This window comes from Brumicola blandensis, from assembly GCF_031846165.1.
Taxonomy (GTDB): Bacteria; Pseudomonadota; Gammaproteobacteria; order Enterobacterales; family Alteromonadaceae; genus Glaciecola; species Glaciecola blandensis.
This window is the reverse complement of the sequence record NZ_JAVRIE010000002.1, coordinates 621,066-643,349: the sequence shown is the minus strand read 5'-3', so window position 1 is coordinate 643,349 and position 22,284 is coordinate 621,066. Positions and strand designations below refer to the sequence as shown.

Below are 22,284 nucleotides of genomic sequence, written 5' to 3'. Positions count from 1 at the left end.
GTTATTCATTCTACAATGAAACCATGAGCGAGTGCACTCACTTGATGAAACTACGCGGGCATGCCCATTGAGGGCTTACTTAATATTGATAAACGTAGTTAATTTGCCAGATGTCATTTTCGAATGAGAACTGACTAAATCCCGAGTCGACATTTCTGCGTTCATTGCTAGAGTAACTGACTTGCAGCGATGAGCGTGTATTGAAGAAATGCTTAGCAAAAATACTATATGAATCAGTATCTCCGATCACATTCACATCAGCACCAACACTTGTAAACTGATTGAAGTAGTATGCGCCGCCTAGATCGAGAGTTTCATCTGAGAAAAAGTCATCGTCAAAAACACTCAGGTTTGCGTTCAGAACAAGATATCGTCCACCTGCTAGTGAGCCAAAATATTTGGTTCGAAACTGTTGCACAATCAAATCTTCATCCGTGTTGTACGAGAAGCCAACATAATCTTTACCATCAAGTTGCAGTACATAGTCGGCCGCAAAGTTGAACACTGACTCATCAGAATCAACTAAACCACTTATTCCATCACCACTTGTATTGGAAATAGATAACTTAAAGTCCTTTGTGAGGAAATAGCCAAACCCTACTGTCAGAAATTCAGTGTCACTATCTGATTCGTATACCGTATCCCCGAAAACAACCCAGTCATTAACTAAGTATTCGCCACCTATTGAATACTGACGGTTTCCACCAGTGCCGAAAAGACCGGCACTGACAAAGCTTTGTTGGTTAATATAATCAAATTCATTGAGCGGGCCTAAGGTTGGTCGAGCATCTAAGTAATATGTGCCGTTTAGACTCCATGCCTCGCGCGTGTCTGATGTTGTTTGTCCATCTTGCGTAAACGAACTTTTATTTGATAATACGCTCGCACCGATAAAGGTTTGGTAATCTTCAGCGTACGCCTGTTGAGTAAAAAATAAAGCGGCCGTAGTGGCAGCAAAACAAAGAGTTCTAGTTAACATTTTAGTCCTTTAAGAAAATTATGTTGAATCAATATCGATTCATTGTTGTTACCTGAAAAATGGAACATTGCGATAATTAATTGGCTGTTTCGCAATAGCGATAAGGGTAAAAGATATTAGCTGAATGAAGTCTGAATAAACATGCATTGCTATTTCATCACATGCCCATAAATAATACAGATGAACACGTCATCACTTAAAAACAGTATATTGATCACCGCTTTTGCCGTTGGCTTTATCTGGTGCTTTAAATCTTTCGAACTCAACTTCAAGGTCGACCTAAGTTGGCTCGGTGTCTATCCCTTAACGCTGCATGGCTTGATTGGGGTCATCACTGCGCCCCTGATACACGGCTCACTAGAACACATTTTCAACAATACGTTGCCCATGCTAGTACTTGGCTCATTTCTCATCTACGGTTACCCGAAAACACGTTGGCGGGTGTTAATAACAGTATGGTTACTATCTGGTATTGGTGTGTGGTTGTTTGGACGCGAAAGCTATCATATTGGGGCTAGCGGTTTAACTCACGGTGTATTTTTTTATTTGTTTGTGGTGAGTATATTCCGCAGAGATAAGCGTTCCGTAGTGATTATGATGGTCGCTTTTTTCATGTATGGTGGAATGATTATGAGCATATTCCCTCGCCAAGAGGGGATTTCGTTTGAATACCACTTATTCGGTGCTTTGGCTGGTGTTCTCTGTGCTTGTTTATGGCATTCGCTAGATCCAAAACCGACAGTCAAAGCTTATCATTGGGAAGCAGAGCCCGAATCGGAAGATCCTGTGATAGGTGACCAGTGGCGTATTGATGGGCAAACTGAGGAAAATGACGATAGTATACAAACAGTCCCGAACGAAAAGGAAAGACATTAATGACCAAAGCTGAACCTAAGACCTTTGAATTGCTACTCAGAGTCCGTTATGCCGAATGTGACGCCCAAGAAGTTGTATTCAATGCGAGATATGCTGACTATGCAGATTTAGCAGCAACTGAATTCATGCGAGCCTTAATAGGCGGGTATCAAGCATTAACAAACCAAGGCTTAGATAACCAGGTAGTCAATCTCAATATATCGTGGCAAAGCCCAGCTAGATTCGATGACATATTGTGCTTATCGGTGCATGTTAGCAAGGTTGGCAATACGTCGTTTACGATGCAAATTGACATGCAAAATTGGCAAACTAAACAAGCCGTGGCATCGGCAGAGATTGTCTATGTGATGGTCGATTCGCTTACATTTGAAAAGAAACCAGTGCCCAATGAATTTAAAGCAACCTTATTGAAAGGGGCTGCAGGAAGAACCATGAACCTAGCCGGCGTTGAGCTTTCATAATGAAAAGCAAGATAGAACGTGAGTTGAATACTTGAGTAAAATCATCATTGAACATAAATCCTTTATCTTGGGTGACGAACTCATCATTGACGATAGAAAAAAAAGGCGCTTTAGTATCGGCGGCCATGAAGGTGAGTTTGAAATATCTGTCGACAAAAGACCGATTTATGAGGGTTCTCGCTTTTTGAACAATCTTCGTTTCAAGGGAGGCAGAGTCGAAGCTAAATGGACGAATAGCGATACCTGGGTTTTCGAAACAAACTCAAGCAACACTTTGAGTCTAAGTGAGCCGTCCAAACGAATGAAGGCAAAAATACAGTCGGTCATGAAAAATGGAAAAATTATCGGCAGGTTTATCCATTCGAATAAGTGGCTCGTTTGCAAAACGAAATATGTTTTACATTGCGTCGAAGAAAGCGCGTTTGACGAGTTCTTGTTTGTATTTAACTTCTACCTCAACGAAAAATCTCGAAACCATAGTGTATCTTCTGGATAGCGCCAGCTGAAGCGCTAATCAGATACCCTTCTATGACCCTGTGGAACACAAATGTAAGCGGTTCTTTTTAACTTAATCATGCTCAACTTGTGCTAAATACGCTTTGAGGTTTTTATCTCTTTCGTTAGGAAAACTCTGCTTCAATGTTTCAAACCCAGAAATACGATCAAGTCGAAAGTTGCGAAATGTTTGTCGCAGTTCACACCACCCCGCAAGCAACCAAACAGGACTGAATGAAACGAGAGCTAGAGGCCAAATAGTGCGTTGAGTAGTGCGGTCTTGTAAATCCAAATAGTTGAATTGAATTTTATGTTTTCGGCGAATACATTCTCTTACTTCAGTAAAACTGACTTCCCAAGGTATTTTGTAATGGCTTGGCTCCGAAAATGTGCTTATTTGATGAAGTTCATGCAACAAGAGAGGAGGTAAGGTTGCTTGTATTTTTTTAAACGCACTTTGAGCTTTGTTAGCGAACGCTTGATCCGTCCAGTTGCTCACCATTCCAATGCCCAGCGCAATAGCCTCAATTTCATCAGCATCAAACATAATGGGAGGAAGGTGATAGTGTTTATCAATAACATAGCCCACACCTGCTTCCCCATTAATTGGCACACCAGTATCGATTAAACTCTGAATGTCGCGATAAATAGTTCTTGGCGATACTTCAAACGTTTTCGCCAATGTTTCCGCCGTTACCGCTTGATGCATTCTTCGTAAATAGTGAACGATGTCGTTCAACCTCTCAGCTCTAATCATTCCAAAATCTCAACAGTGTTCATCCTTAAGTATAGTGAAAGACTACTGACAAAAGCTGTCAGTAGCAATCAGCTAAGATACAGTGGCTTTAAACAATCACATACTGGAGAACATAATGATTGGCTATGTCACACTTGGTACAAACGACCTAACAAAATCTAGCGAATTCTATGATGCACTGTTAGGCACAATAGGTGCAAAAAGATTCATGGAGGAGCCGAATTACTTTATTGCTTGGGCAAAAAATCCTGATGAACCCTCAATTGCTGTATCTGTGCCGTTTGATAAAAAAACAGCGACAGTAGGCAATGGGTCTATGGTTGCCGTCGCTTTGGATTCTCCAGCCCAAATAGATGCTTTCTATGCGAAAGCATTGGAATTAGGCGGCAGTTGTGAAGGCAAGCCGGGCTTTAGGCCGGAAGGAGCAACCTCGGGCTTTTACGCTGGGTACTTCAGAGATTTGGATGGTAATAAGCTTAATGCATTCTGCATGGTTGCTGGTGACTAATTTAGTCAGTCATTGAGTTTCGCATCTTGAGTCATGGCTGTTAGCTGGTGAAAAAACCCAAATACCCACCAGCCATCACAACCAGACCAATTGCTATACATAGAAGTAAAGATATCACCTCGCCGTTTTTTGAGGTGTGTCCCCTGCCCAGCTTCACAAATAGACCCCCGAAGAAGGGTGCGGTAAACATGGCTGTGCCCAAAGTAGCGTGATGACTTACCCTAATAGTTAGCTGAGGCTGTTCAACTTTCAATCACTTTTATTTAAACTGGGTATACCGCAAGATACACAATAGAGATAAAGCGTTAATGAGCAGGGTCCGCAGATGCATTCCTACAACGCTCTGCATCAATTCTCATGTTAACAAAGTTTCCATCCTCTCTATCCCATGCTGACATATTAAACACTACCACCTTCCCATTATTCAGCTCTTTTTGTAAAACGGGCTGCGAACAAACATAAGCTAAAATTTCTGGTTTGTAGCTATCCGCTCGATTGGGCAAACCGCTTGATTCAAACTTGATTTCAGCGTTTGGTGTTGATTTCGAAAAATACACGATGCGAGTAGTTACGCCCTCTAAATCGAAGAGTTGTTCACTAAATTCTTCATTGACCTTTTCATTGTTTTCGACACTTTTAAAATAGCCGAATATCAGCGTAAAAATTGTGATTACTATGTACGCGGCAAACTTAACTAATTGATTATTTTGCTTCGTATCATTTGCTTTCAATTTACCTTCCTTAAATTGACATTGCAATGTATGAAGTAAGCTCCATAAAATTATCAATCCTGTCAGACCGACTGCCAAAATCGTGCAAGTGAGGAAGTCCATTGATCTCTGCTCGTCTATGTTCATCTAGCAGCTCTGCACGAAGGCGCGCTTTATCAGTTTCATTGAGCATTAAAGACTGCAGTTTACTTAGCTCTCCAGTATCTAGCCAAATTCCACCACAGCTAGGACACTCATCTATTTCAACGACCTGTAAAGGACTATAAAATCGCCTTAACATGACCGTATCTTTGCATTCAGGGCACCTCACTCTTTGGTCAACATTAAGTCTTGCATCATGAAACTGGCTAAGATGCTTCGATAGTGCATTTCCTCTAGCATCTTTAGGGCATTCGAATAGGTGTAGTGTTTGATGTGTTAGGAAAACGCCACCACAATTTTCGCTCACATAGACAGGCACTTTACCAACATTAATTGTTTTCAATGGCGTGTCTGTTCTTGGGCATTGCATAGACGCTACTCCTTCTCTTTTAAAACCAACACTATCTTACTAAGCCCTCGACGAAAACGGTTAGTTGATCCCAGCAAGATAGTCACTCAATAATAACAACAATATCAGTGTCTAAATCAGCAGTTTGCCCAATGCAATGATGACAAAAATAACAGAGCTTGCGACAAATATGGCGCATCACCCTTATTACTTTACTTTCCATTGTTGGCAAACAAATCGTATTTCTTACTGAATTTTATACGTACGATGACAAGCATTACAAGTTGACATAATAGCGACCACTTCCTTTTGGATAAATACTTTATCATCGCTTTCTGTTTTTAACTTTTTCCAGTGACCGTTCATTTGCTTGGCCATTTGCTTGAAACCAATTGGCATTTTTTCATGTAGGCCATCTGGGTGATTTTCTCTCGTATATTCAAAGAGTAAGCCTACTAAGTTATCGGCTTTTTGCGGTGAATCCTCAACCATTGCCTGCTGAATTCCGGCAAGAGTTTCTAGCATTCTACGCATCCTTTCGAGAACAAAATCCTTCTCTTGTGCAGTTAAATTGATAGCGGTTCTAGCATCGCTTGACTCGGAGTTATCGCCGCTTGCGAATGAAGCAATACTGACTAGCATTATTCCAACAATTATTATTTTTTTCATTTCATTCCTCACTTATTTAGATTAATTTTTTGTATTTTTAGAATAAGGAATGGATTGATAGCAAGTTTAGGACCATGAAAAGAATAAACGAAAATATAGCGCCAAAACTGTTCACTAGAAACTAACTCGCTTATCTCGTATCTTATGTTTGTTTGAATACAGTTGTTGCGATTTCTTTATAGATCACAAGTTGTTACTTACGGACTATACTCTTAGACATTCATAAATAAGGAAAACTGAGCATGTGCGGATATGTTGAAATTAATGGTGAACGCGCTGCCCCAGTGATGCAGCAGCCTGAATTTTCCGAGTACTTGCCCTTTGTACCTGCTGAAGAAACCCGAGTTTTTTATCCCGCATTTGGGCAAAACCCCAATCGTACTATCGATATGGTTCTGCGTGACAAAGATGCAGCCGGCCAATTAAAGAAAGTGTCTGCTACTTGGTGGTATGACTGCTTCGACACCAGCGAGGGTTTGATGGTGGGCAATCGCACAACGTTTAATGCTCGAAATTTACAAAGTCCCTTCTGGAAGCACTCACTCGCTCATCAACGCGGCGTCGTTTTCGCTACAGGCATTGGTGAATCAAAATTAGTGGGGAAAACGAAACATCAATACTACATGCAAAGTGATGAGGTTTTTGCACTGGGCGCTTTATATCGAAGGTTTGATAAGAATCGTTATAGCTGCGCAATTATTACCCGCGATGCTCATCCAAAAATGACGCCTTTTCACGACAAGGCCTTTCCACTGTTTTTACCGATGTCGCCCAAATTTTTAGATATTTGGCTAGATCCCACCATCCAAAGCCACCCTAAAATAGATTTTCTACTGAATAACCCGAGCTTGTTCCCCACCTTACATGTTCAAAGAGTCAAAACCTACAAGGACAAGGTTGCAATGAAATCATCTCCTCCTGTCACCTTAATTTCAGACCTCATAGATAACGAGTAGTTATTCTCTTTACATAATTAAAACAATTATTTTTCAATTCTATTGACATAAATTACATTTAACCTTAAGTTCAACCAAATGACGATATTTGATCTACCAATATACCCAAATTGTATTACCAATAAATAAAGCCAATTTAATATTATTGATCAAAAAGCTCACTCTCAGAACTAAGGATTATCTGTGAAACGATTACTTTTCCCCCTCGCTTGTTTGGCCATTCTCAATGGCTGTGGTGGCGGTTCCGAAGCCGACAACGCGGTTCTTCCAACACCTGTTGTTCCGCCACCCGTTGATGGCGTTGCTGACCCAATTTATCCGCCCGACTTATCTAAAACAAGCTGCTCAGGTCTCGACTTCTTGCAACTCATTAGCGTAGATAGCGACGCAAGCTCAAGCAGTGAATTTGCGGCCAGCAAAGCAATTGATGGCGACTTAGCTGATGAAAGCCGCTGGGAAACCACAACAGATGCCGCAAGCATTACCATCGAATTAGGCTATCGTCATTTAGTGAAAGAAATAGGTACTGCATGGCTCAATGGTGATCAAACGACTTATAGCTTTGATGTTTCAGTGTCAGAAGATGGCGAGACATATACCAGTATTTTGAGTAATGAAACGACATCACAAGTGACAGATTCTTTCGAACGTTTTGATATCACCGATACCGTCGCTCGCTTTGTTAGGATTACTAGTAATAATACAACAACCTCTCTGTTAGAAGCTGCCGTTTTCGGTTGTCCCTTAGATGTCGATGTAGCACCTTTACAGGAGCAAACTGTTGATATTAGCCAGTATAATTTAGATCCGAATGCACCTCCTGGCGAAAATTTCGATTTACTGACCTGGGCACTTGATACTCCGAGAACAGATCCTGATGATGGTTTCTCTCAAAGAGCCAGCGAGCGCGAACTCGACAACGGCTTTGAAGATGACGACCATTTCTATACAGGCGAAGATGGCGGTATGGTGTTCCGTTCCACGATTTTTGGTGCTAAGACCTCAGCGAATACCAGCTTTACACGTTCAGAGCTAAGAGAAATGCTCCGTCGTGGCAATACCGGAATTAGTACTCAGGGTGTGAACCAGAATAATTGGATTTTAGGGTATCAACCCGACCCGCAACGCAATATTGGCGGGCGTGTTGGTGTTCTTAAAGGTACTTTGAAAATTGATCACGTAACGACTGATGGAAGTACATCTCATACGGGAAGAGTGATATTTGGACAAATTCACGCAGATGATGACGAGCCTATTCGTCTGTACTATAAGAAGTTTCCGAACAATGACCGTGGATACATCTACTTTGCACATGAATACCGAGGCGGAGACGATATTTGGTTAATGGTGTTAGGGCCTCGTTACACTAATAATAGCAATCAACCGATTTTCCTAAACAACCCTGAACAAGGGATTGCACTGGGTGAAATTTTCTCTTATGAAATTAAACAAGAAGGCCCACGTATCGATGTTCTGATCCGTCGTGGTGACTTGAACGGACCTATCATTGCCCACCAATTTGTTGATATGCAACAAGAAAACAGTGGCTATGATGTTATCGAAGAATGGAATTATTTTAAGGCTGGCGCCTACTCACAAAACAATACGGGTGATAGTGGCGACGCCAATGGCGTCGGCTCTGACTTTGATCTAATTACCTATTACTTTTTGAGTAACGAACACGGTCCGCAATAAGTTACAAGTAAGCTATCACGGCAAATCAAAAGCCGTGGTAGCTTACAAAATCTTTATTGTCGGCGCGCGTTGAGCGAACCTCATTGGCAGCAAAGTTTTCGTCTGGATAACCCAAAGCAATACAAATCATGATCGCTTCTGAGTCAGGAATATTGGCATATTTGTGAACAACGTCAGACTGCATGATCCCTTGCCCATTTATAACGCAGCCTAGACCAATATCCCACGCAGCAAGCACGATACCGTAAGCTAGCGAACCTAGACTAAACTGAGTAATCCCTGCTGGCTCGAGCGACTTATCATAAGTCAATACTAAGGAAACTGGTGCATCGAACTGGCGAAAACCACGCATCATCCAATCCATGCGCTTTTCTTTGTCTTCCCTTTTTATTCCCATCACGTCGAACAATTGGATCGCAACATCTATTTGGCGCTGACGATGAATACCTTCATAGTCTTCTTTGTAAGGAAAATCACGCACATGAGGTTTTCCTGCCAAGGTATCCTTGGTGTTGCCATCTCTAATTTGATCAAGAACGTCACCCGTTACAGCATGAATTTTCCATGTTTGGGTATTATATGAGGAAGGCGCCCACTTCGCGGCATTGATAATTTGATCAACCGTTTCTTTGGAAACTGGTTTTTGACTAAATCCTCTCACGCTTTTTCGTGATGCTGCAAATTCTGCAAAATTCATAAGTACTCGTATGCTTGTAAAAAGTAAAACCAGATTAATGCAAACACTTGCAAAGAGACCAATCAAAACTATTTATGCCTGCATAGTTTATTTGATAATAGTTTCTTCCACGCAGCTTCCACTCTGGATATACAAGCAGCTAAAGGCTATAGTTCGTATTAAGACAAACACGGGTTATCCACCCAGCTTGAATATGAGCATCTGAAAGCAATTATGCATCCGCGCAATCCCCATAAAACTGGTTATGACTTCGAGCAATTGGCAAAGGCTTATTCGCCTTTAAGTGTGCATTTAGCCCCAAAACCAGACGGTAAAATGACGATCGATTTTGCCCAACCTGCTGCAGTAAAAAGCCTCAATGCAGCGCTATTAAGCCATTATTATCAAGTGCACTTTTGGGATATTCCACACGGCTACCTTTGTCCTGCTGTGCCAGGGCGAGCTGACTATATTCATGGTATTGCCGATTTGTTAGCGGCAACTTTACAGGAACCAGAAAACAATAAAACGCTGCCTTCTGGTAAAAATATTAGAGGACTTGATATTGGCACTGGGGCGAACCTTATTTATCCTATTATTGGCAGCCAAAGCTACGGCTGGCAAATGGTGGGTACTGATATTCACGAGCCTTCGTATCAGAGTGCAAAGGTGATTGCCAAGTCGAATAAAAACCTAAGTAAACTAGTAAAAGTGAAGCTGCAAAAGGCTGGAAGTATTCTGAACGGGATAATACAAAGCGATGAATATTACACTTTCACAATGTGTAACCCGCCCTTTCATGAGTCTGCCTCAGCAGCCATGTCTGGTAGCCGAAAGAAAAATAAAAACCTTGCTCGACATGCTCATAAGCGTCGAGGTGGTGAATCCAGTGCGAGCAATAGAGATAACTTAAACTTTGGTGGCCAGCACAATGAGCTATGGTGTGAAGGTGGCGAGTTTGCTTTCGTTAAACAGATGCTTACGGAAAGCCAAGCATTCGCGGGCCAAGTTGAATGGTTCACTTCCCTTCTTTCCAAAAAGGACTCTGTTTACGGCTTGGAAAAATTTGCAAAACACTTGGGCGTGAGTGATTGGCGTGTCATCAACATGAGCCAAGGCGCAAAAGCCAGCCGATTTATTGCTTGGCGTTTTCAATAAATACTTTTAAGCTTAGAGTCGACAAAGGAAGGGACTATGGCATCTTCAAAAAAAAATAATAAAACCAACGAAGAAAACCCACAACAGTCATTCGATCTCGATGCACCCGTGGAAGAGACGGTTGAGCCTAAAGCCGAGCCAGAAGTAGAGGTAGAAGTAGACGCTACGCTTAATCGCGATAGTGAACTATCGGAGCCTGTCGCTATTGACTATGAGCCAATCCCAGACAAAGACAGCAAACAAGAAGACAATGATACTTCGCCAAGTTTAGATGACGAACTGACAAAAGAAGAAACACGCGAAATTGTTACACCATACGCATTTACCGTCGCTCCCGACTTATTAGGTCAACCACTAGCAACACCAACCCGCAGAGGCGTTGCGATCCTTATCGATTTATTTCTAATTAGTGTGCTTACCGGACTCAGTTCATTAGTCTTCGCCGGTTTTGTTGCCATGACTTTCTTCAAGGCTGGCGATCGTTTAAAGCAGCAAAAGAGATTCAACAAGATGAGACTTGCCTTACGAGGCACTGCCGCTTTTCTTATTTTCACTATCGTATTTGTCATTATTGGCGACATGGGTGATGAGAGTAAAGTAAGCACGTCAGTTAGTCCCGAAGAACAGGAAGCAGAGAAAAAGCAAAATATGCAAAGTTTACTCGACCTTGCGGCCTTCCTGGTAGATATTAAATGCGACAATGGCGATAGTGAGTGCCAACTTAATTATGCTGAGGGTTTAGCGATAGCGGCCGCGGCTATGGAGGCTCCAGTAGAGGACATTAAAGCCACAACGGCTGATTTAGTCTCACAAAAAGAATGGAGTGAGGAAACAAAGTCCCTATTTATAAGGCAGTTTGAAGCCACCTTAGAAGAGGAAAAGAATGCTTATAAAGACGATGTGCTGGAAATTACTCAAGCCCAAGAAATAGAACCTAAAAAGGATAATGCCGTCTACAGTATTATCGAATGGACTAAAGGATTGATGTCTGATTTAGGCATTGGTTTAGGATGGGCTGCGCTGTACTTCAGTGTTTTCACTGCCTGGTGGCGCGGACAAACCTTAGGTAAGAAAATCGTGGGTATTGAGGTTGTGAAACTTGACGGTAACTATCCTAATTTGTGGGAAAGCTTTGGTCGATATGGCGGTTACGGCGCTGGATTTGCGACGGGTTTACTAGGCTTTCTACAAGTTTATTGGGACCCAAACCGTCAAGCCATCCAGGACAAAATTTCGGAAACCTTGGTGTTACGCTTAGGTCGAAAAAACTAGTTCCGTCTTATAACTTATCTCGATATTCTTTTGGTGTTTCACCAAAATGCTTTTTGAATACCGCATACATGTATTGTAAGGACGGATAACCTGCCGCTTTTGCAATTTCTTGCGTCGACATATCCTTATTTTCTAGCAGGGCACATGCTGTGTTGAGTTTTTCTTGGTGAAGCTCAAAGTGAATGCTATGACCACGTTCTTGACGAAAACGACTTTCTAAATTGGATCGTGAAATACCGACAAAAGCTAAGACTTGATCGACCTTAATCCCCCTACACGCATTCTGCCGAATATAATGCATTGCTTGGATCACGAAAGGGTCCTGTAAGGCTTTGAAGTCAGTGCTCTGGCGCTGCACAACACCCACCGGCGGAACAGTGACTATCTTGTGCTTTAAAGTAGGGTTCTCGATTCGACGGTGCAAGAGTTTTGCTGCTTGAAACCCCATATCAAAACAACCTTGTGTCACCGAACTCAGGCTAATGCGACTGAGATTCCGAGCGATATCATCATCATCAATACCGACAATCGATATTTGGTCTGGAACGACTTTGCCAATATGGTCACACGCCTGTAAAAGATGACGAGCGCGAGCATCCGTCACTGAAATAATACCAACTGGATTAGGTAAGGTTTGCAACCATTCTGACAGACGGTTCATGCTGTACTGCCAAGTCTCAGGGCGAGTTGAGTGGCCACGATAAATTGCACATTCATATCCATCTGCTTGGCATAACTCAACAATTGCACGCTCTCGCTCGGTTGCCCAACGATGATTCACATCGAGAGGAAAACCGTAAAAGGCAAAACGCTCTAAACCTTTCGACTTTAAATGTTCATAGGCCAATTTAATCACTTGGTAATTATCTGTGGCAACATACGGTACATTCGGATAGTCGGCTTCATCGCGATATGAACCACCTACTCCTACAACAGGAATATTGACCCCTCGCAAGGCGTTTTGAATATTGGTATCGTCAAAATCCGCAATGATCCCTTTGCAAGCCCACGTATTGACATTGTCTAAACGCGCCAAGAAGTCTTCTTCAAGGTAAACATCCCAATTCACTTTAGAAGATTGCAAGTAATGCCCGACGCCCTCTATTACTTGGCGATCGTAAACTTTGTTCGCATTGAACAATAAGGTAATGCTATGACGAGTTGAAAACATTGGTACTTCCTATCTCCTTTTTTAGCTAATTCCTAATTTAGCTAATTCCAGCTTCAGCCATTTGTGACCATAACTCAAAGCAGAGAGTCTGTTTCGCGGTCATCTGGTAATTATGATTTTTAAACATGACCGATAGTAATATGAAAAAAAATAAATAACACGCCTCAAACAGATTACGAAAATTAATTATCAAATTTCGTAATTGCTAGTCATTAGGGGATCTTCAAAGATGTATTAAGGAAACAGCGTATCCAAAAATTAAAGGCGGTATTGAGCTATGTATATGGGAATCGACTTAGGCACTTCCGGTGTCAAAGTAATCATTACCAGTGAATGTGGAGATATTCTCGATTCCGCTTCAGCACCCGTTGCGATATCTAGACCACACGCCTTGTGGTCAGAACAAAACCCCCAAGACTGGTGGACGGCCACTAATAACGCAATACAAACACTCTCGTCCCGCATTGATTTACGCGATGTCAAAGCAATGGGTATCGCTGGACAAATGCATGGCGCGACACTCCTAGATGGCAACGATCAAATCATTCGCCCTGCTATTTTGTGGAATGACGGACGCTGTGAAGCCCAATGCAAAGATATTGAAGAAAGCGTTAGCACTAGCCGGGAAATTACCGGCAACATCATGATGCCAGGGTTCACTGCCCCAAAGCTTAGGTGGGTTCAACAAAACGAGCCCGAAAACTTCGCAAGGATTGCCAAAGTCCTGCTGCCCAAAGACTACTTGCGTTTTCTACTCAGTGGTAAATACATCTCCGACATGTCTGATGCCGCTGGCACATTATGGATGGATACCAGAAAAAGACAATGGGATACCACTCTACTGGCAGCGTGCGGGCTCACTACAGAACACATGCCTGAGCTGGTTGAAGGCAATCAAATTAGTGCTTACCTTGATAAAAGTATTGCCGAGCAATGGGGCATGCAAAGTATTCCGATTGTGGGTGGCGCAGGTGACAATGCAGCGGGTGCTGTTGGCGTAGGTTTGGTTCATGCTGGACAAGCAATGCTATCTCTTGGAACGTCTGGCGTGTACTTTGTCGTAACCGACGGGTTCCAAGCTAATCCAGATTCTGCGGTGCATAGCTTTTGTCATGCTCTTCCTCAGAAATGGCACTTGATGTCGGTATTGCTAAGTGCAGCAAGTTGCCTTCAATGGTATGCCGACAAGATTGCACAAAAACCTGTTTCTCAACTATTGTCCGAGTTGAATGTGGCATTGAAGAATGAATCTAGCGACTTATCGAACGACAGCATCAGGCGATCGCCTTTGATATTCCTGCCTTATTTAAGTGGCGAACGAACACCTCATAATGATGCATCAGCCACCGGCAGTTTTTTTGGTCTCACACATGACACATCACAAGCACACCTGACTTACGCTGTCTTAGAAGGTGTTAGTTTAGCTTTTGCTGATGCAGTAGATGCGCTTGAAGCGAGTTTTGTCAAAAATCAAGCTTTACCAGAAGAAGTGACACTGATTGGAGGCGGTGCAAAGAGCCGCCTATGGCGACAGTTGTTAGCTACCGTTTTAGATAAAAAGCTCTGTTTTAGAGAAGGTGGTGAAGTCGGTCCCTCTCTCGGCGCGGCCAGGCTCGCTCAATTAGCGGTAGATACAGAAAAAACTATCGACCAAATATGCCCGCAACCGGCACTCATCGAAGAATATCATCCTGATAGTACATTTTTGGATTGGTACAAACAAAAACGAACAACATTCAAAGCGCTATATACCGCGACTAAGCCATTAAATAATAAGGACAAGCAGTGACTACTCACAAGCCAAACTCATATTTCAAAGACATTGAAAAAATTAAATTTGAAGGTACGTCATCTGACAATCCTTTAGCCTTTCATCACTATAATCCAGACGAGCTAGTGCTGGGTAAATCAATGAAAGATCACTTGCGCTTCGCTGCTTGTTATTGGCATAACATGTGTTGGGATGGGGCTGATGTATTCGGACAAGGAACATTTGGTCGACCGTGGTTACAGCCCGGTGAACCAATGCAGCGCGCAATGGAAAAAGCCGATGCTGCTTTTGATTTCTTTCACAAACTGAGTATTCCTTATTATTGTTTTCATGATGTTGATGTGGCGCCAGAAGGTCACTCCATTAAAGAATACACAGAAAACTTCGCCCGCATGACCGACGTATTAGAAGCCAAACAAGAAGAAACAGGTTTAAAGCTTTTATGGGGCACAGCCAACTTATTCAGCAATCCTCGATATGCTGCTGGCGGCGCAACTAACCCTAACCCTGAGGTTTTCTCTTACGCTGCAACTCAAGTCATGCAAGCCATGAATGCAACGAAGCGTTTGGGTGGTGAAAACTATGTATTATGGGGTGGTCGTGAAGGCTACGAAACTATCCTCAACACCGACCTCCGTCAAGAACGCGAGCAATTAGGTCGTTTCATGCAGATGGTGGTGGAGCACAAGCACAAAATAGGTTTCACAGGTACCTTATTGATTGAGCCGAAACCCCAAGAACCAACAAAGCATCAGTATGACTATGACAGTGCCACGGTATATGGCTTTTTGAAGCAGTTTGGTATTGAAGAAGAGTTTAAGATGAATATCGAAGCTAATCATGCAACGCTTGCCGGACACTCTTTCCATCATGAAATTGCCACTGCGATTTCACTCGGTATTTTCGGTAGTATCGATGCGAACCGAGGCGATGCACAAAACGGTTGGGATACTGATCAATTCCCAACGGCTGTCGATGAGCTTAGTTTAGTGATGTATGAAATCCTTAAATCAGGGGGCTTCCAAACCGGTGGTTTGAATTTTGATTGTAAGCTTCGTCGTCAGAGTTCAAGCCCTGCAGATCTTTTCCATGGTCATATTGGTGGCATGGACCATATGGCACTCGCACTGAAGAAGGCAGCAGCCATTCTTCAAAACGATTTCCTTGCCGAAAAAGTCGCACAACGCTATGCAGCTTGGAGCTTACCTTTAGGACAATCCATCATGAGTGGAAAAGAATCATTGGCGTCACTCGCTAAACTAGCAAGCACTAATAACTTTAATCCACAGCATGTATCTGGCGAACAAGAATTGTTAGAAAATAAAGTGAATCGAATCTTATTTGGGTAAAGTAAAAACCTCGGTTAACTCAGCGTAAACAAACTCTACTTCAAAAAAACCGTATCCCTGCTATATTGCTGGCTACGGTTTTTTTTATACATGGACGTCACATGGATCTATCGGTTGCACTCGCTGGTTTTGCTTTAGGGATTTCTCTCATTCTAGCGATTGGCGCACAAAATGCGTTTGTATTGAAACAAGGTTTGAAGCGAGAGCATGTGTTTGCTGTTTGTTTCATTTGTGCATTATCTGACGCAGTCCTGATTTCTGCTGGGGTCGCCGGCTTTGGCGCCATCGTAAAGCAGTTTCCACTTATCGAGCAGATTTCTCGCTACGCTGGCGCTGCTTTTTTGCTGGTCTATGCGGCACTGAGTTTTAAATCGGCGCTGACCACTAACCATAAATTAGAAGCTAAAGGTAAAGCGGTCGGTAGTTTAGTAACAGCTTTATTAACTTGCCTGGCTTTTACTTGGTTAAACCCGCATGTGTATTTAGATACTGTGGTCTTGCTAGGATCGATTTCTACGCAGTATGAAGGTCAACAACTCGCCTTTGGAATGGGCGCTGTTATTGCGTCATTTGTGTTTTTCTTTTCACTCGGATACGGCGCTCGATTGCTCATCCCAGTATTCAAAAACCCCAACGCATGGAAGATATTAGAAGGCATCATCGGTTTAGTCATGTTGCTCTTGGCCATCAATCTATTGATTTAACACACTTTGCGCAATGTAACTTACGAATAGCAACCAGTAGTCACAGTTTCGACTTCTTTGTAATCAAGAAAACCACCGGCACCGAGTGCAAAAGCATAATAGGTAAAGCACATATCATTCAGGGTGTAGCCTTTCGGGAAGAAAAAAATACCGTAACCACTTTTACCGCTGATGATGGTGTTCATTCTTAAGTTATCAACTACGCAGAATTCAGAGCTTGTGCATTCTGTATCGAGTTGGGTCGGACCGCGACCTACAAAGTTGAAATCACCGACCAGTAGTTGTTCAAATCCGTTAGCCCAAATCTCTCTAGGCACGCCTTGGTTATAGATCGTCAAGGTTAGTCCATCGAAGTTGAACGATGTACCACTACCGCCACCAGCAGTAACACGCGTCTGACCTTCAATATTTGCTTTGGCTTGAATGTTTCGTACCGCAGTCGTTAAGCTGGCTTCCACCCCTTTCAAAGAAGCAACTTTGGCATCAGTGGCGAAATCAAAAAAACGAGGCACGGCAATAACAGACATTATTCCCATAATAACTAAGGTAACTATGAGTTCTATTAGGGTAAAACCCCTTTGTTTGTGCCCTACTTTTGAACATAAAGAGGAATTTGCACTAGCGACTATTTGACTCATGAAACACTGTCCTTGCGAGAAGAAGTAAAGGTCACAGCGACATGGCACTGTATTACTCAGGAAAGTGTATAGGATGGCGCATCGAAACTCGAGATAAGAGGCGTATATCCATCAATAACCGAGTATACGCCACCCACAATTTTTGCATCACGGAGAGAAAACTTGAAGCGAATTTTATAACTCTAAATCTAACTCTTTTAATTTGCGAGTGAGGGTATTTCTTCCCCACCCTAACTTCTTCGCCGCGTCCTGCTTGTGACCGTGTGTATATTTCAGGGCTCGTTCTAATAATATTTTCTCAAACGTATGTACAGCGTCTCCCAAGATATTATCTTTACCTGAGCTTAACTGCTCGTCAGCCCAATGCGACAATAGCGAAGTCCAATCATCAACTTGAGATTGTGAACTATGCTCCTCAGGCGTTGACATCAGCTCTGGTGGCAAATCGTTAGGATGGATCTCTTGTCCGCTTGCCATGACCGTTAACCAACGACAGGTATTCTCAAGCTGACGAACATTACCCGGCCAAGTTAACTGAGTGAGCGTTTTAGCAGCTTGCTTACTCAGCACTTTGCCTTCAACACCGAGTTCTTTTGAAGCCTTACCAAGGAAGTGTTCAGCCAACAAAGGAATATCTTCTCTCCGCTCGTTTAGCGATGGAATGTGAATTCTAATGACATTCAGACGGTGATATAAATCTTCCCTAAACTTACCCTCAGCGACACGCTTTTCGAGATTTTGATGAGTCGCTGCAATAATACGCACATCAACACTGACAGGATTATGTCCGCCGACTCGATAGAATTGACCATCGGCAAGTACTCGCAATAAGCGAGTTTGCACATCGATGGGCATATCACCTATTTCATCTAAAAAGAGCGTACCGCCATCTGCTTGCTCGAATCGCCCTTGCCTCGCGGCAGCTGCGCCCGTGAAAGCCCCTTTTTCATGTCCAAATAGTTCTGATTCGACTAAATCTGCGGGAATTGCAGCCATATTCAAAGCAACAAAGGTATTTGCAGCACGTGGGCTATGTTTATGCAAAGCGTGCGCGACAAGTTCTTTACCCGTGCCAGATTGACCATTAATCAACACACTAATGGACGAGCGGGATAAACGGCCCACTGCACGAAACACTTCTTGCATTGCTGGCGCTTCACCAATGATTTCTGCGCTCGGGTTTACCGGTGCAACTTGCTTTAATTTACTTTGTTCGTTGGCATGCTCAATAGCACGCTTGGTAAGGGTAACCGCTTCATCCACATCAAATGGCTTTGGCAGATATTCAAATGCGCCGCCTTGATAAGCATTAACTGCACTGTCTAAATCAGAATGCGCTGTCATGATAATGACCGGCATATCGGGGTAGTGCTGATGAATCTCTTGAAGTAATGTCATCCCATCCATTTGAGGCATTCTTACATCTGAAATCACAATCTGCGGAGCTTGCCCTGACTGGATCTGAAGTAATAAGTCTTCTGGGTTTTCAAAGCTCACACATGCAATATTGGCCGCTTGTAGCGCTTTTTGAAGCACCCAGCGAATTGAACTGTCGTCATCGACAATCCATACAGGTTCATTCATTGCTATTCGTCCTTTTTTCTATCGGTAAATAGAGCGTAAATTCGGTGTAGCCAGGATAACTTTCTACATCTATTTTGCCGTTATGATGATCGGTTAAGGTTTGCGCAATTGACAAACCTAATCCATTTCCGTTTTGTTTAGAGGTAACCATGGGATAAAAAACAGTGTCTTTTAGCTCTCTCGGAATACCCGGTCCATTGTCAATAATACTGATGAGGGCACACAGTCCATGCCGCTTACCTTTGATCACAGACTGCCTTTCAATTCTGGTTTTTAAAGTAATACACGCTTCAGGTGTCTCTGATGACATCAAGGCCTGCATGCTATTGCGTGCAATATTGAGTAGCGCTTGCTGTACCATGTCGGGATCCACATACATATCGGGAATAGAGACATCGTAATCACGAGCAAAAGCGATGTTATGACTAATATCCAATTCAATCACTGAGCGCACTTTTTCGATGATTTCATGGATATTTACCCATTTCAGCTGCGGTAATGAATTCGGTCCTAGCAACCTGTCGACAAGAGAACGCAGGCGATCTGATTGGTCTACGATCATTTGCGTAAACTCTTTGTGATCAGGGTTAGTGAGTTCTTTCTCGAGAAGCTGCGCGGCTCCTCGAATGCCACCAAGCGGATTTTTAATTTCATGCGCTAAGCCTCGAACAAGCTCTCTGGCAGCTTGCTGCTGAGCATGTTGCTGAGTTTCTTGCGTAATTTTCTTTTGTTTATCAATTTGTCTTATTTCGAGCAACATTAAACGTTGATCATCAATATCAAAACAAGTCGCGGTGATATCAGTAAGAACACATCGGCCATCTTTGAAACACAGTTGTACTTCGGTTTCACTGAAATCTTCGCGGTTACGCAGCGCGTCTTCAAACGTTGCTCGCTCAATACCATCTTCAATAAAGAACTCATAAAACTTGCGATCATGAATTTGCTTTAAGCCCGTTTCGAGCAGGGCAAGAGCCGCATCATTAACATATAAGATATCAAAGTGTTCATCCATTATGATAACCACTGTTTTCAGCATATTGCGCAGCTGAATAGGTGACAAATTGAGAGCGGCTAAACGGTCGTCCATAAAATCCCCATGCTATGCACCATAATCGTGCAACGCACTATCATAATCGTTTTCCCCGTCTACGTCTGCACCCAAATGAATGCACTATAAATGTGAAGCTTGTCAGTGACGTAGCGCGGTAAAACCTAATTAACGTTATTTTGTGGCTTGATTAACACAGAAGGTTTGTGAATAAAAAAGCGTCTTACTTCAGACGATGCAATTACCTTGCCTGAAGTTGCGACGAAATTTATTTGATAGGAATATTCGCCTCTAGGTAAATCTTTAATCAAGAAGCTACCTGAGCTAGAGCGGAGTTTTTTATCATGTAAAGACAGTTCATAGTGCCCCGCGGCGCGCGGAGACAAGTCAGCAGAGATACTCACGTTACCCGTTGTATTGCGAATAGTCGCTTCAGGGCTTGGTGCTAGAATACTTAAATTGTATTGAACCTGAGGCTTCTGCGTGATGACCTTATTCGTCTTTGTTTTTACAGTGGGGTTTTGCACAACTGTCGTAGTGTTCGAAGCAAAATCGACTTCAATGGCACCTGGACTTGGTGTGTCAGAATAAGTAATTGTCCCATCTTCATTAATCGTCTTATAAATCTTACCTGCAAGGGCTGGGGTCGCTAGCACAAGCGTGCCAACGAGCATGGATATAAGTGATTTTGAAACAATACTTTTCTTCATATTATTAGTGTAGCGTCTTCCGCGCAAAAAAAAAGCCTGTATAAACAGGCTTTAGTATAAAAATTTATATTTAGTGGGTGCTCTTATCAACGCACCTTGCCTCTATCATAGATATATCGGCTATTTACACTAAATAATGAAGTCCTTAAACGCTGTAGTACATTTCGAACTCAACTGGGTGAGTTGTCATGTTCAGTTTCTCAACTTCTTCAGCTTTAAGTGCAATGTAAGCATCGATCATATCGTCGCTCATTACGCCGCCAGCAGTTAAGAATTCGCGATCAGCATCAAGTGCAGCTAGTGCTTCTTCAAGTGAACTTGCTACTTGAGGAATTTGTGCCGCTTCTTCAGCTGGTAGGTCATATAGATCTTTATCCATAGAGTCACCAGGGTGAATTTTGTTTTTGATCCCGTCAAGGCCAGCCATCAACATAGCAGTAAATGCTAAATAAGGGTTTGCAGTTGGGTCAGGGAAACGTACTTCGATTCGACGCGCTTTATCGCTTGTTACGAAAGGAATACGGATAGAAGCAGAACGGTTACGCGCTGAGTAAGCTAGCATAACTGGAGCTTCGAAGCCCGGGACCAAACGCTTGTAAGAGTTTGTCGATGCATTTGCGAAAGCGTTGATTGCTTTAGCATGCTTAATGATACCGCCAATGTAGAACAAGGCTTCTTCAGACAAACCAGCATACTTATCACCCGCGAAGATGTTTTTGCCATCTTTACCGATTGATTGGTGGCAGTGCATGCCTGAACCATTATCACCCACTAGTGGCTTCGGCATAAATGTCGCTGTTTGACCGTATGCATCTGCAACGTTATGAACAACGTACTTATAAATTTGGATTTCGTCAGCTTTCTTAACCATCGTGTTGAATTGGCAAGCGATTTCGTTTTGGCCTGCGGTTGCAACTTCGTGGTGATGCGCTTCAACAACTAAGCCCATTTCTTCCATTACCAAGCACATTGCTGTACGAGTATCGTGAGCTGAATCGACTGGAGCTACTGGGAAGTAACCACCTTTAACGCCTGGACGGTGGCCTTTGTTTCCGCCTTCAAACTCAGCACCTGAGTTCCAAGAAGCTTCTTCTGCATCAATCTTATAGAAAGAGCCAGACATATCAGTATGGAAACGAACATCGTCAAACAAGAAGAACTCTGGCTCTGGGCCAAACAACACAGTGTCACCGATGCCAGTAGACTTCAAATACTCTTCAGCACGCTTTGCAACTGAACGTGGATCACGGTCATAACCTTGCATCGTTGAAGGCTCTAAGATGTCACAAGTGATGTTGACTTGTGGCTCTTCTGAGAATGGGTCAAGTACTGCGGTAGACGCGTCTGGCATTAACACCATGTCAGATTCGTTAATGCCTTTCCAGCCAGCAATTGAAGAACCGTCGAACATTTTGCCTTCTTCAAAGAAGTCTTCGTCGATTTGGTGAGTAGGGATTGATACGTGCTGCTCTTTTCCCTTGGTGTCTGTGAAGCGCAAATCAACAAATTTCGCTTCGCTTTCTTTAATTAGTTCTAATGCCGACTCAATTGACATAATGTCCTCCAATGTGTGAATGTCCTTG

At 42.8% G+C, this 22,284-nt stretch carries 23 protein-coding genes; 11 read left to right on the top strand and 12 right to left on the bottom strand.

Annotation, left to right across the window (positions count from 1 at the left end; all coding sequences use genetic code 11):
- Positions 1 to 79: 79 nt before the first annotated feature.
- On the bottom strand, positions 80 to 979 hold the full coding sequence (locus tag RM544_RS08035) for a putative porin (RefSeq protein WP_311361245.1): 900 nt from the start codon (positions 977 to 979) through the stop codon (positions 80 to 82).
- Positions 980 to 1,159: 180 nt separating this feature from the next.
- On the opposite strand from RM544_RS08035, the gene RM544_RS08030 reads away from it, so the two are divergent.
- The 3 genes from RM544_RS08030 to RM544_RS08020 are packed head-to-tail and all read left to right on the top strand — an operon-like array spanning position 1,160 to position 2,812.
- Positions 1,160 to 1,855 (top strand): rhomboid family intramembrane serine protease, encoded by a 696-nt coding sequence (locus RM544_RS08030; RefSeq protein ID WP_311361244.1) that lies wholly within the window; start codon positions 1,160 to 1,162, stop codon positions 1,853 to 1,855.
- A complete protein-coding gene (locus RM544_RS08025; RefSeq protein WP_311361243.1) occupies positions 1,855 to 2,316 on the top strand; it encodes an acyl-CoA thioesterase in 462 nt (153 codons plus the stop codon). The genes RM544_RS08030 and RM544_RS08025 overlap by 1 nt, the downstream gene beginning before the upstream one ends.
- Positions 2,317 to 2,347: 31 nt before the next feature.
- Positions 2,348 to 2,812, top strand: a complete 465-nt coding sequence (locus tag RM544_RS08020; protein ID WP_311361242.1) for a hypothetical protein — start codon at positions 2,348 to 2,350, stop codon at positions 2,810 to 2,812.
- Between the two features lie 72 nt (positions 2,813 to 2,884).
- Here the strand turns inward: RM544_RS08020 and RM544_RS08015 are convergent, their stop codons facing one another.
- Positions 2,885 to 3,568: a helix-turn-helix transcriptional regulator gene (locus RM544_RS08015; protein WP_311361241.1), complete on the bottom strand. Its 684-nt coding sequence runs from the start codon at positions 3,566 to 3,568 to the stop codon at positions 2,885 to 2,887.
- A gap of 115 nt (positions 3,569 to 3,683) precedes the next feature.
- Here RM544_RS08015 and RM544_RS08010 point away from each other — a divergent pair, with 115 nt between their 5' ends.
- Positions 3,684 to 4,076, top strand: coding sequence for a VOC family protein (locus RM544_RS08010; RefSeq protein ID WP_311361240.1), 393 nt, complete (start codon positions 3,684 to 3,686; stop codon positions 4,074 to 4,076).
- 305 nt (positions 4,077 to 4,381) lie between these two features.
- On the opposite strand, the gene RM544_RS08005 is transcribed toward RM544_RS08010, so the two are convergent.
- From RM544_RS08005 to RM544_RS07995, 3 genes are all read right to left on the bottom strand, one after another.
- On the bottom strand, positions 4,382 to 4,807 hold the full coding sequence (locus tag RM544_RS08005) for a hypothetical protein (RefSeq protein ID WP_311361239.1): 426 nt from the start codon (positions 4,805 to 4,807) through the stop codon (positions 4,382 to 4,384).
- A gap of 10 nt (positions 4,808 to 4,817) precedes the next feature.
- Positions 4,818 to 5,318: a zf-TFIIB domain-containing protein gene (locus tag RM544_RS08000; protein WP_311361238.1), complete on the bottom strand. Its 501-nt coding sequence runs from the start codon at positions 5,316 to 5,318 to the stop codon at positions 4,818 to 4,820.
- A 225-nt stretch (positions 5,319 to 5,543) separates the two neighbouring features.
- Positions 5,544 to 5,966, bottom strand: coding sequence for a hypothetical protein (locus RM544_RS07995; RefSeq protein WP_311361237.1), 423 nt, complete (start codon positions 5,964 to 5,966; stop codon positions 5,544 to 5,546).
- Between the two features lie 242 nt (positions 5,967 to 6,208).
- Here RM544_RS07995 and RM544_RS07990 point away from each other — a divergent pair, with 242 nt between their 5' ends.
- The gene (locus tag RM544_RS07990) at positions 6,209 to 6,922 is read left to right on the top strand and encodes an SOS response-associated peptidase family protein (RefSeq protein WP_311361236.1); all 714 of its coding nucleotides are present in this window, start codon (positions 6,209 to 6,211) and stop codon (positions 6,920 to 6,922) included.
- Positions 6,923 to 7,105: 183 nt separating this feature from the next.
- Positions 7,106 to 8,617 carry a polysaccharide lyase family 7 protein gene (locus RM544_RS07985; protein WP_311361235.1) on the top strand — a complete coding sequence of 504 codons (1,512 nt, stop codon included), beginning with the start codon at positions 7,106 to 7,108 and terminating at the stop codon, positions 8,615 to 8,617.
- 25 nt (positions 8,618 to 8,642) lie between these two features.
- On the opposite strand, the gene RM544_RS07980 is transcribed toward RM544_RS07985, so the two are convergent.
- Positions 8,643 to 9,314, bottom strand: coding sequence for a nitroreductase (locus RM544_RS07980; RefSeq protein WP_311361234.1), 672 nt, complete (start codon positions 9,312 to 9,314; stop codon positions 8,643 to 8,645).
- A 213-nt stretch (positions 9,315 to 9,527) separates the two neighbouring features.
- Between RM544_RS07980 and rlmF the strand changes: the two genes are divergently transcribed.
- Both rlmF and RM544_RS07970 read left to right on the top strand, forming a co-directional pair.
- Complete coding sequence (rlmF, locus tag RM544_RS07975) at positions 9,528 to 10,451, top strand: 23S rRNA (adenine(1618)-N(6))-methyltransferase RlmF (protein WP_311361233.1); 924 nt, start codon at positions 9,528 to 9,530, stop codon at positions 10,449 to 10,451.
- A gap of 36 nt (positions 10,452 to 10,487) precedes the next feature.
- On the top strand, positions 10,488 to 11,723 hold the full coding sequence (locus RM544_RS07970) for an RDD family protein (protein ID WP_311361232.1): 1,236 nt from the start codon (positions 10,488 to 10,490) through the stop codon (positions 11,721 to 11,723).
- Positions 11,724 to 11,730: 7 nt separating this feature from the next.
- Here the strand turns inward: RM544_RS07970 and RM544_RS07965 are convergent, their stop codons facing one another.
- A complete protein-coding gene (locus RM544_RS07965; RefSeq protein WP_311361231.1) occupies positions 11,731 to 12,894 on the bottom strand; it encodes a XylR family transcriptional regulator in 1,164 nt (387 codons plus the stop codon).
- A gap of 277 nt (positions 12,895 to 13,171) precedes the next feature.
- Between RM544_RS07965 and xylB the strand changes: the two genes are divergently transcribed.
- The 3 genes from xylB to RM544_RS07950 all read left to right on the top strand — a co-directional run bounded on the left by xylB (position 13,172) and on the right by RM544_RS07950 (position 16,718).
- The gene (xylB, locus tag RM544_RS07960) at positions 13,172 to 14,683 is read left to right on the top strand and encodes a xylulokinase (protein ID WP_311361230.1); all 1,512 of its coding nucleotides are present in this window, start codon (positions 13,172 to 13,174) and stop codon (positions 14,681 to 14,683) included.
- On the top strand, positions 14,680 to 16,014 hold the full coding sequence (gene xylA / locus RM544_RS07955; RefSeq protein ID WP_311361229.1) for a xylose isomerase: 1,335 nt from the start codon (positions 14,680 to 14,682) through the stop codon (positions 16,012 to 16,014). Before xylB ends, xylA begins: the two co-directional genes overlap by 4 nt.
- Positions 16,015 to 16,115: 101 nt before the next feature.
- Positions 16,116 to 16,718, top strand: coding sequence for a LysE/ArgO family amino acid transporter (locus RM544_RS07950; protein WP_311361228.1), 603 nt, complete (start codon positions 16,116 to 16,118; stop codon positions 16,716 to 16,718).
- A 20-nt stretch (positions 16,719 to 16,738) separates the two neighbouring features.
- On the opposite strand, the gene RM544_RS07945 is transcribed toward RM544_RS07950, so the two are convergent.
- The 5 genes from RM544_RS07945 to glnA form a co-directional block, all read right to left on the bottom strand.
- A complete protein-coding gene (locus RM544_RS07945) occupies positions 16,739 to 17,356 on the bottom strand; it encodes a pilus assembly FimT family protein (RefSeq protein ID WP_311361227.1) in 618 nt (205 codons plus the stop codon).
- A 174-nt stretch (positions 17,357 to 17,530) separates the two neighbouring features.
- Positions 17,531 to 18,940, bottom strand: a complete 1,410-nt coding sequence (gene glnG, locus RM544_RS07940) for a nitrogen regulation protein NR(I) (RefSeq protein WP_311361226.1) — start codon at positions 18,938 to 18,940, stop codon at positions 17,531 to 17,533.
- The gene (gene glnL / locus RM544_RS07935) at positions 18,933 to 20,030 is read right to left on the bottom strand and encodes a nitrogen regulation protein NR(II) (RefSeq protein ID WP_311361225.1); all 1,098 of its coding nucleotides are present in this window, start codon (positions 20,028 to 20,030) and stop codon (positions 18,933 to 18,935) included. The genes glnG and glnL overlap by 8 nt, the downstream gene beginning before the upstream one ends.
- Positions 20,031 to 20,155: 125 nt before the next feature.
- Positions 20,156 to 20,701, bottom strand: coding sequence for a DUF4124 domain-containing protein (locus RM544_RS07930; RefSeq protein WP_311361224.1), 546 nt, complete (start codon positions 20,699 to 20,701; stop codon positions 20,156 to 20,158).
- Between the two features lie 145 nt (positions 20,702 to 20,846).
- Positions 20,847 to 22,256: a glutamate--ammonia ligase gene (glnA, locus tag RM544_RS07925; RefSeq protein ID WP_311361223.1), complete on the bottom strand. Its 1,410-nt coding sequence runs from the start codon at positions 22,254 to 22,256 to the stop codon at positions 20,847 to 20,849.
- Positions 22,257 to 22,284 lie beyond the last annotated feature (28 nt).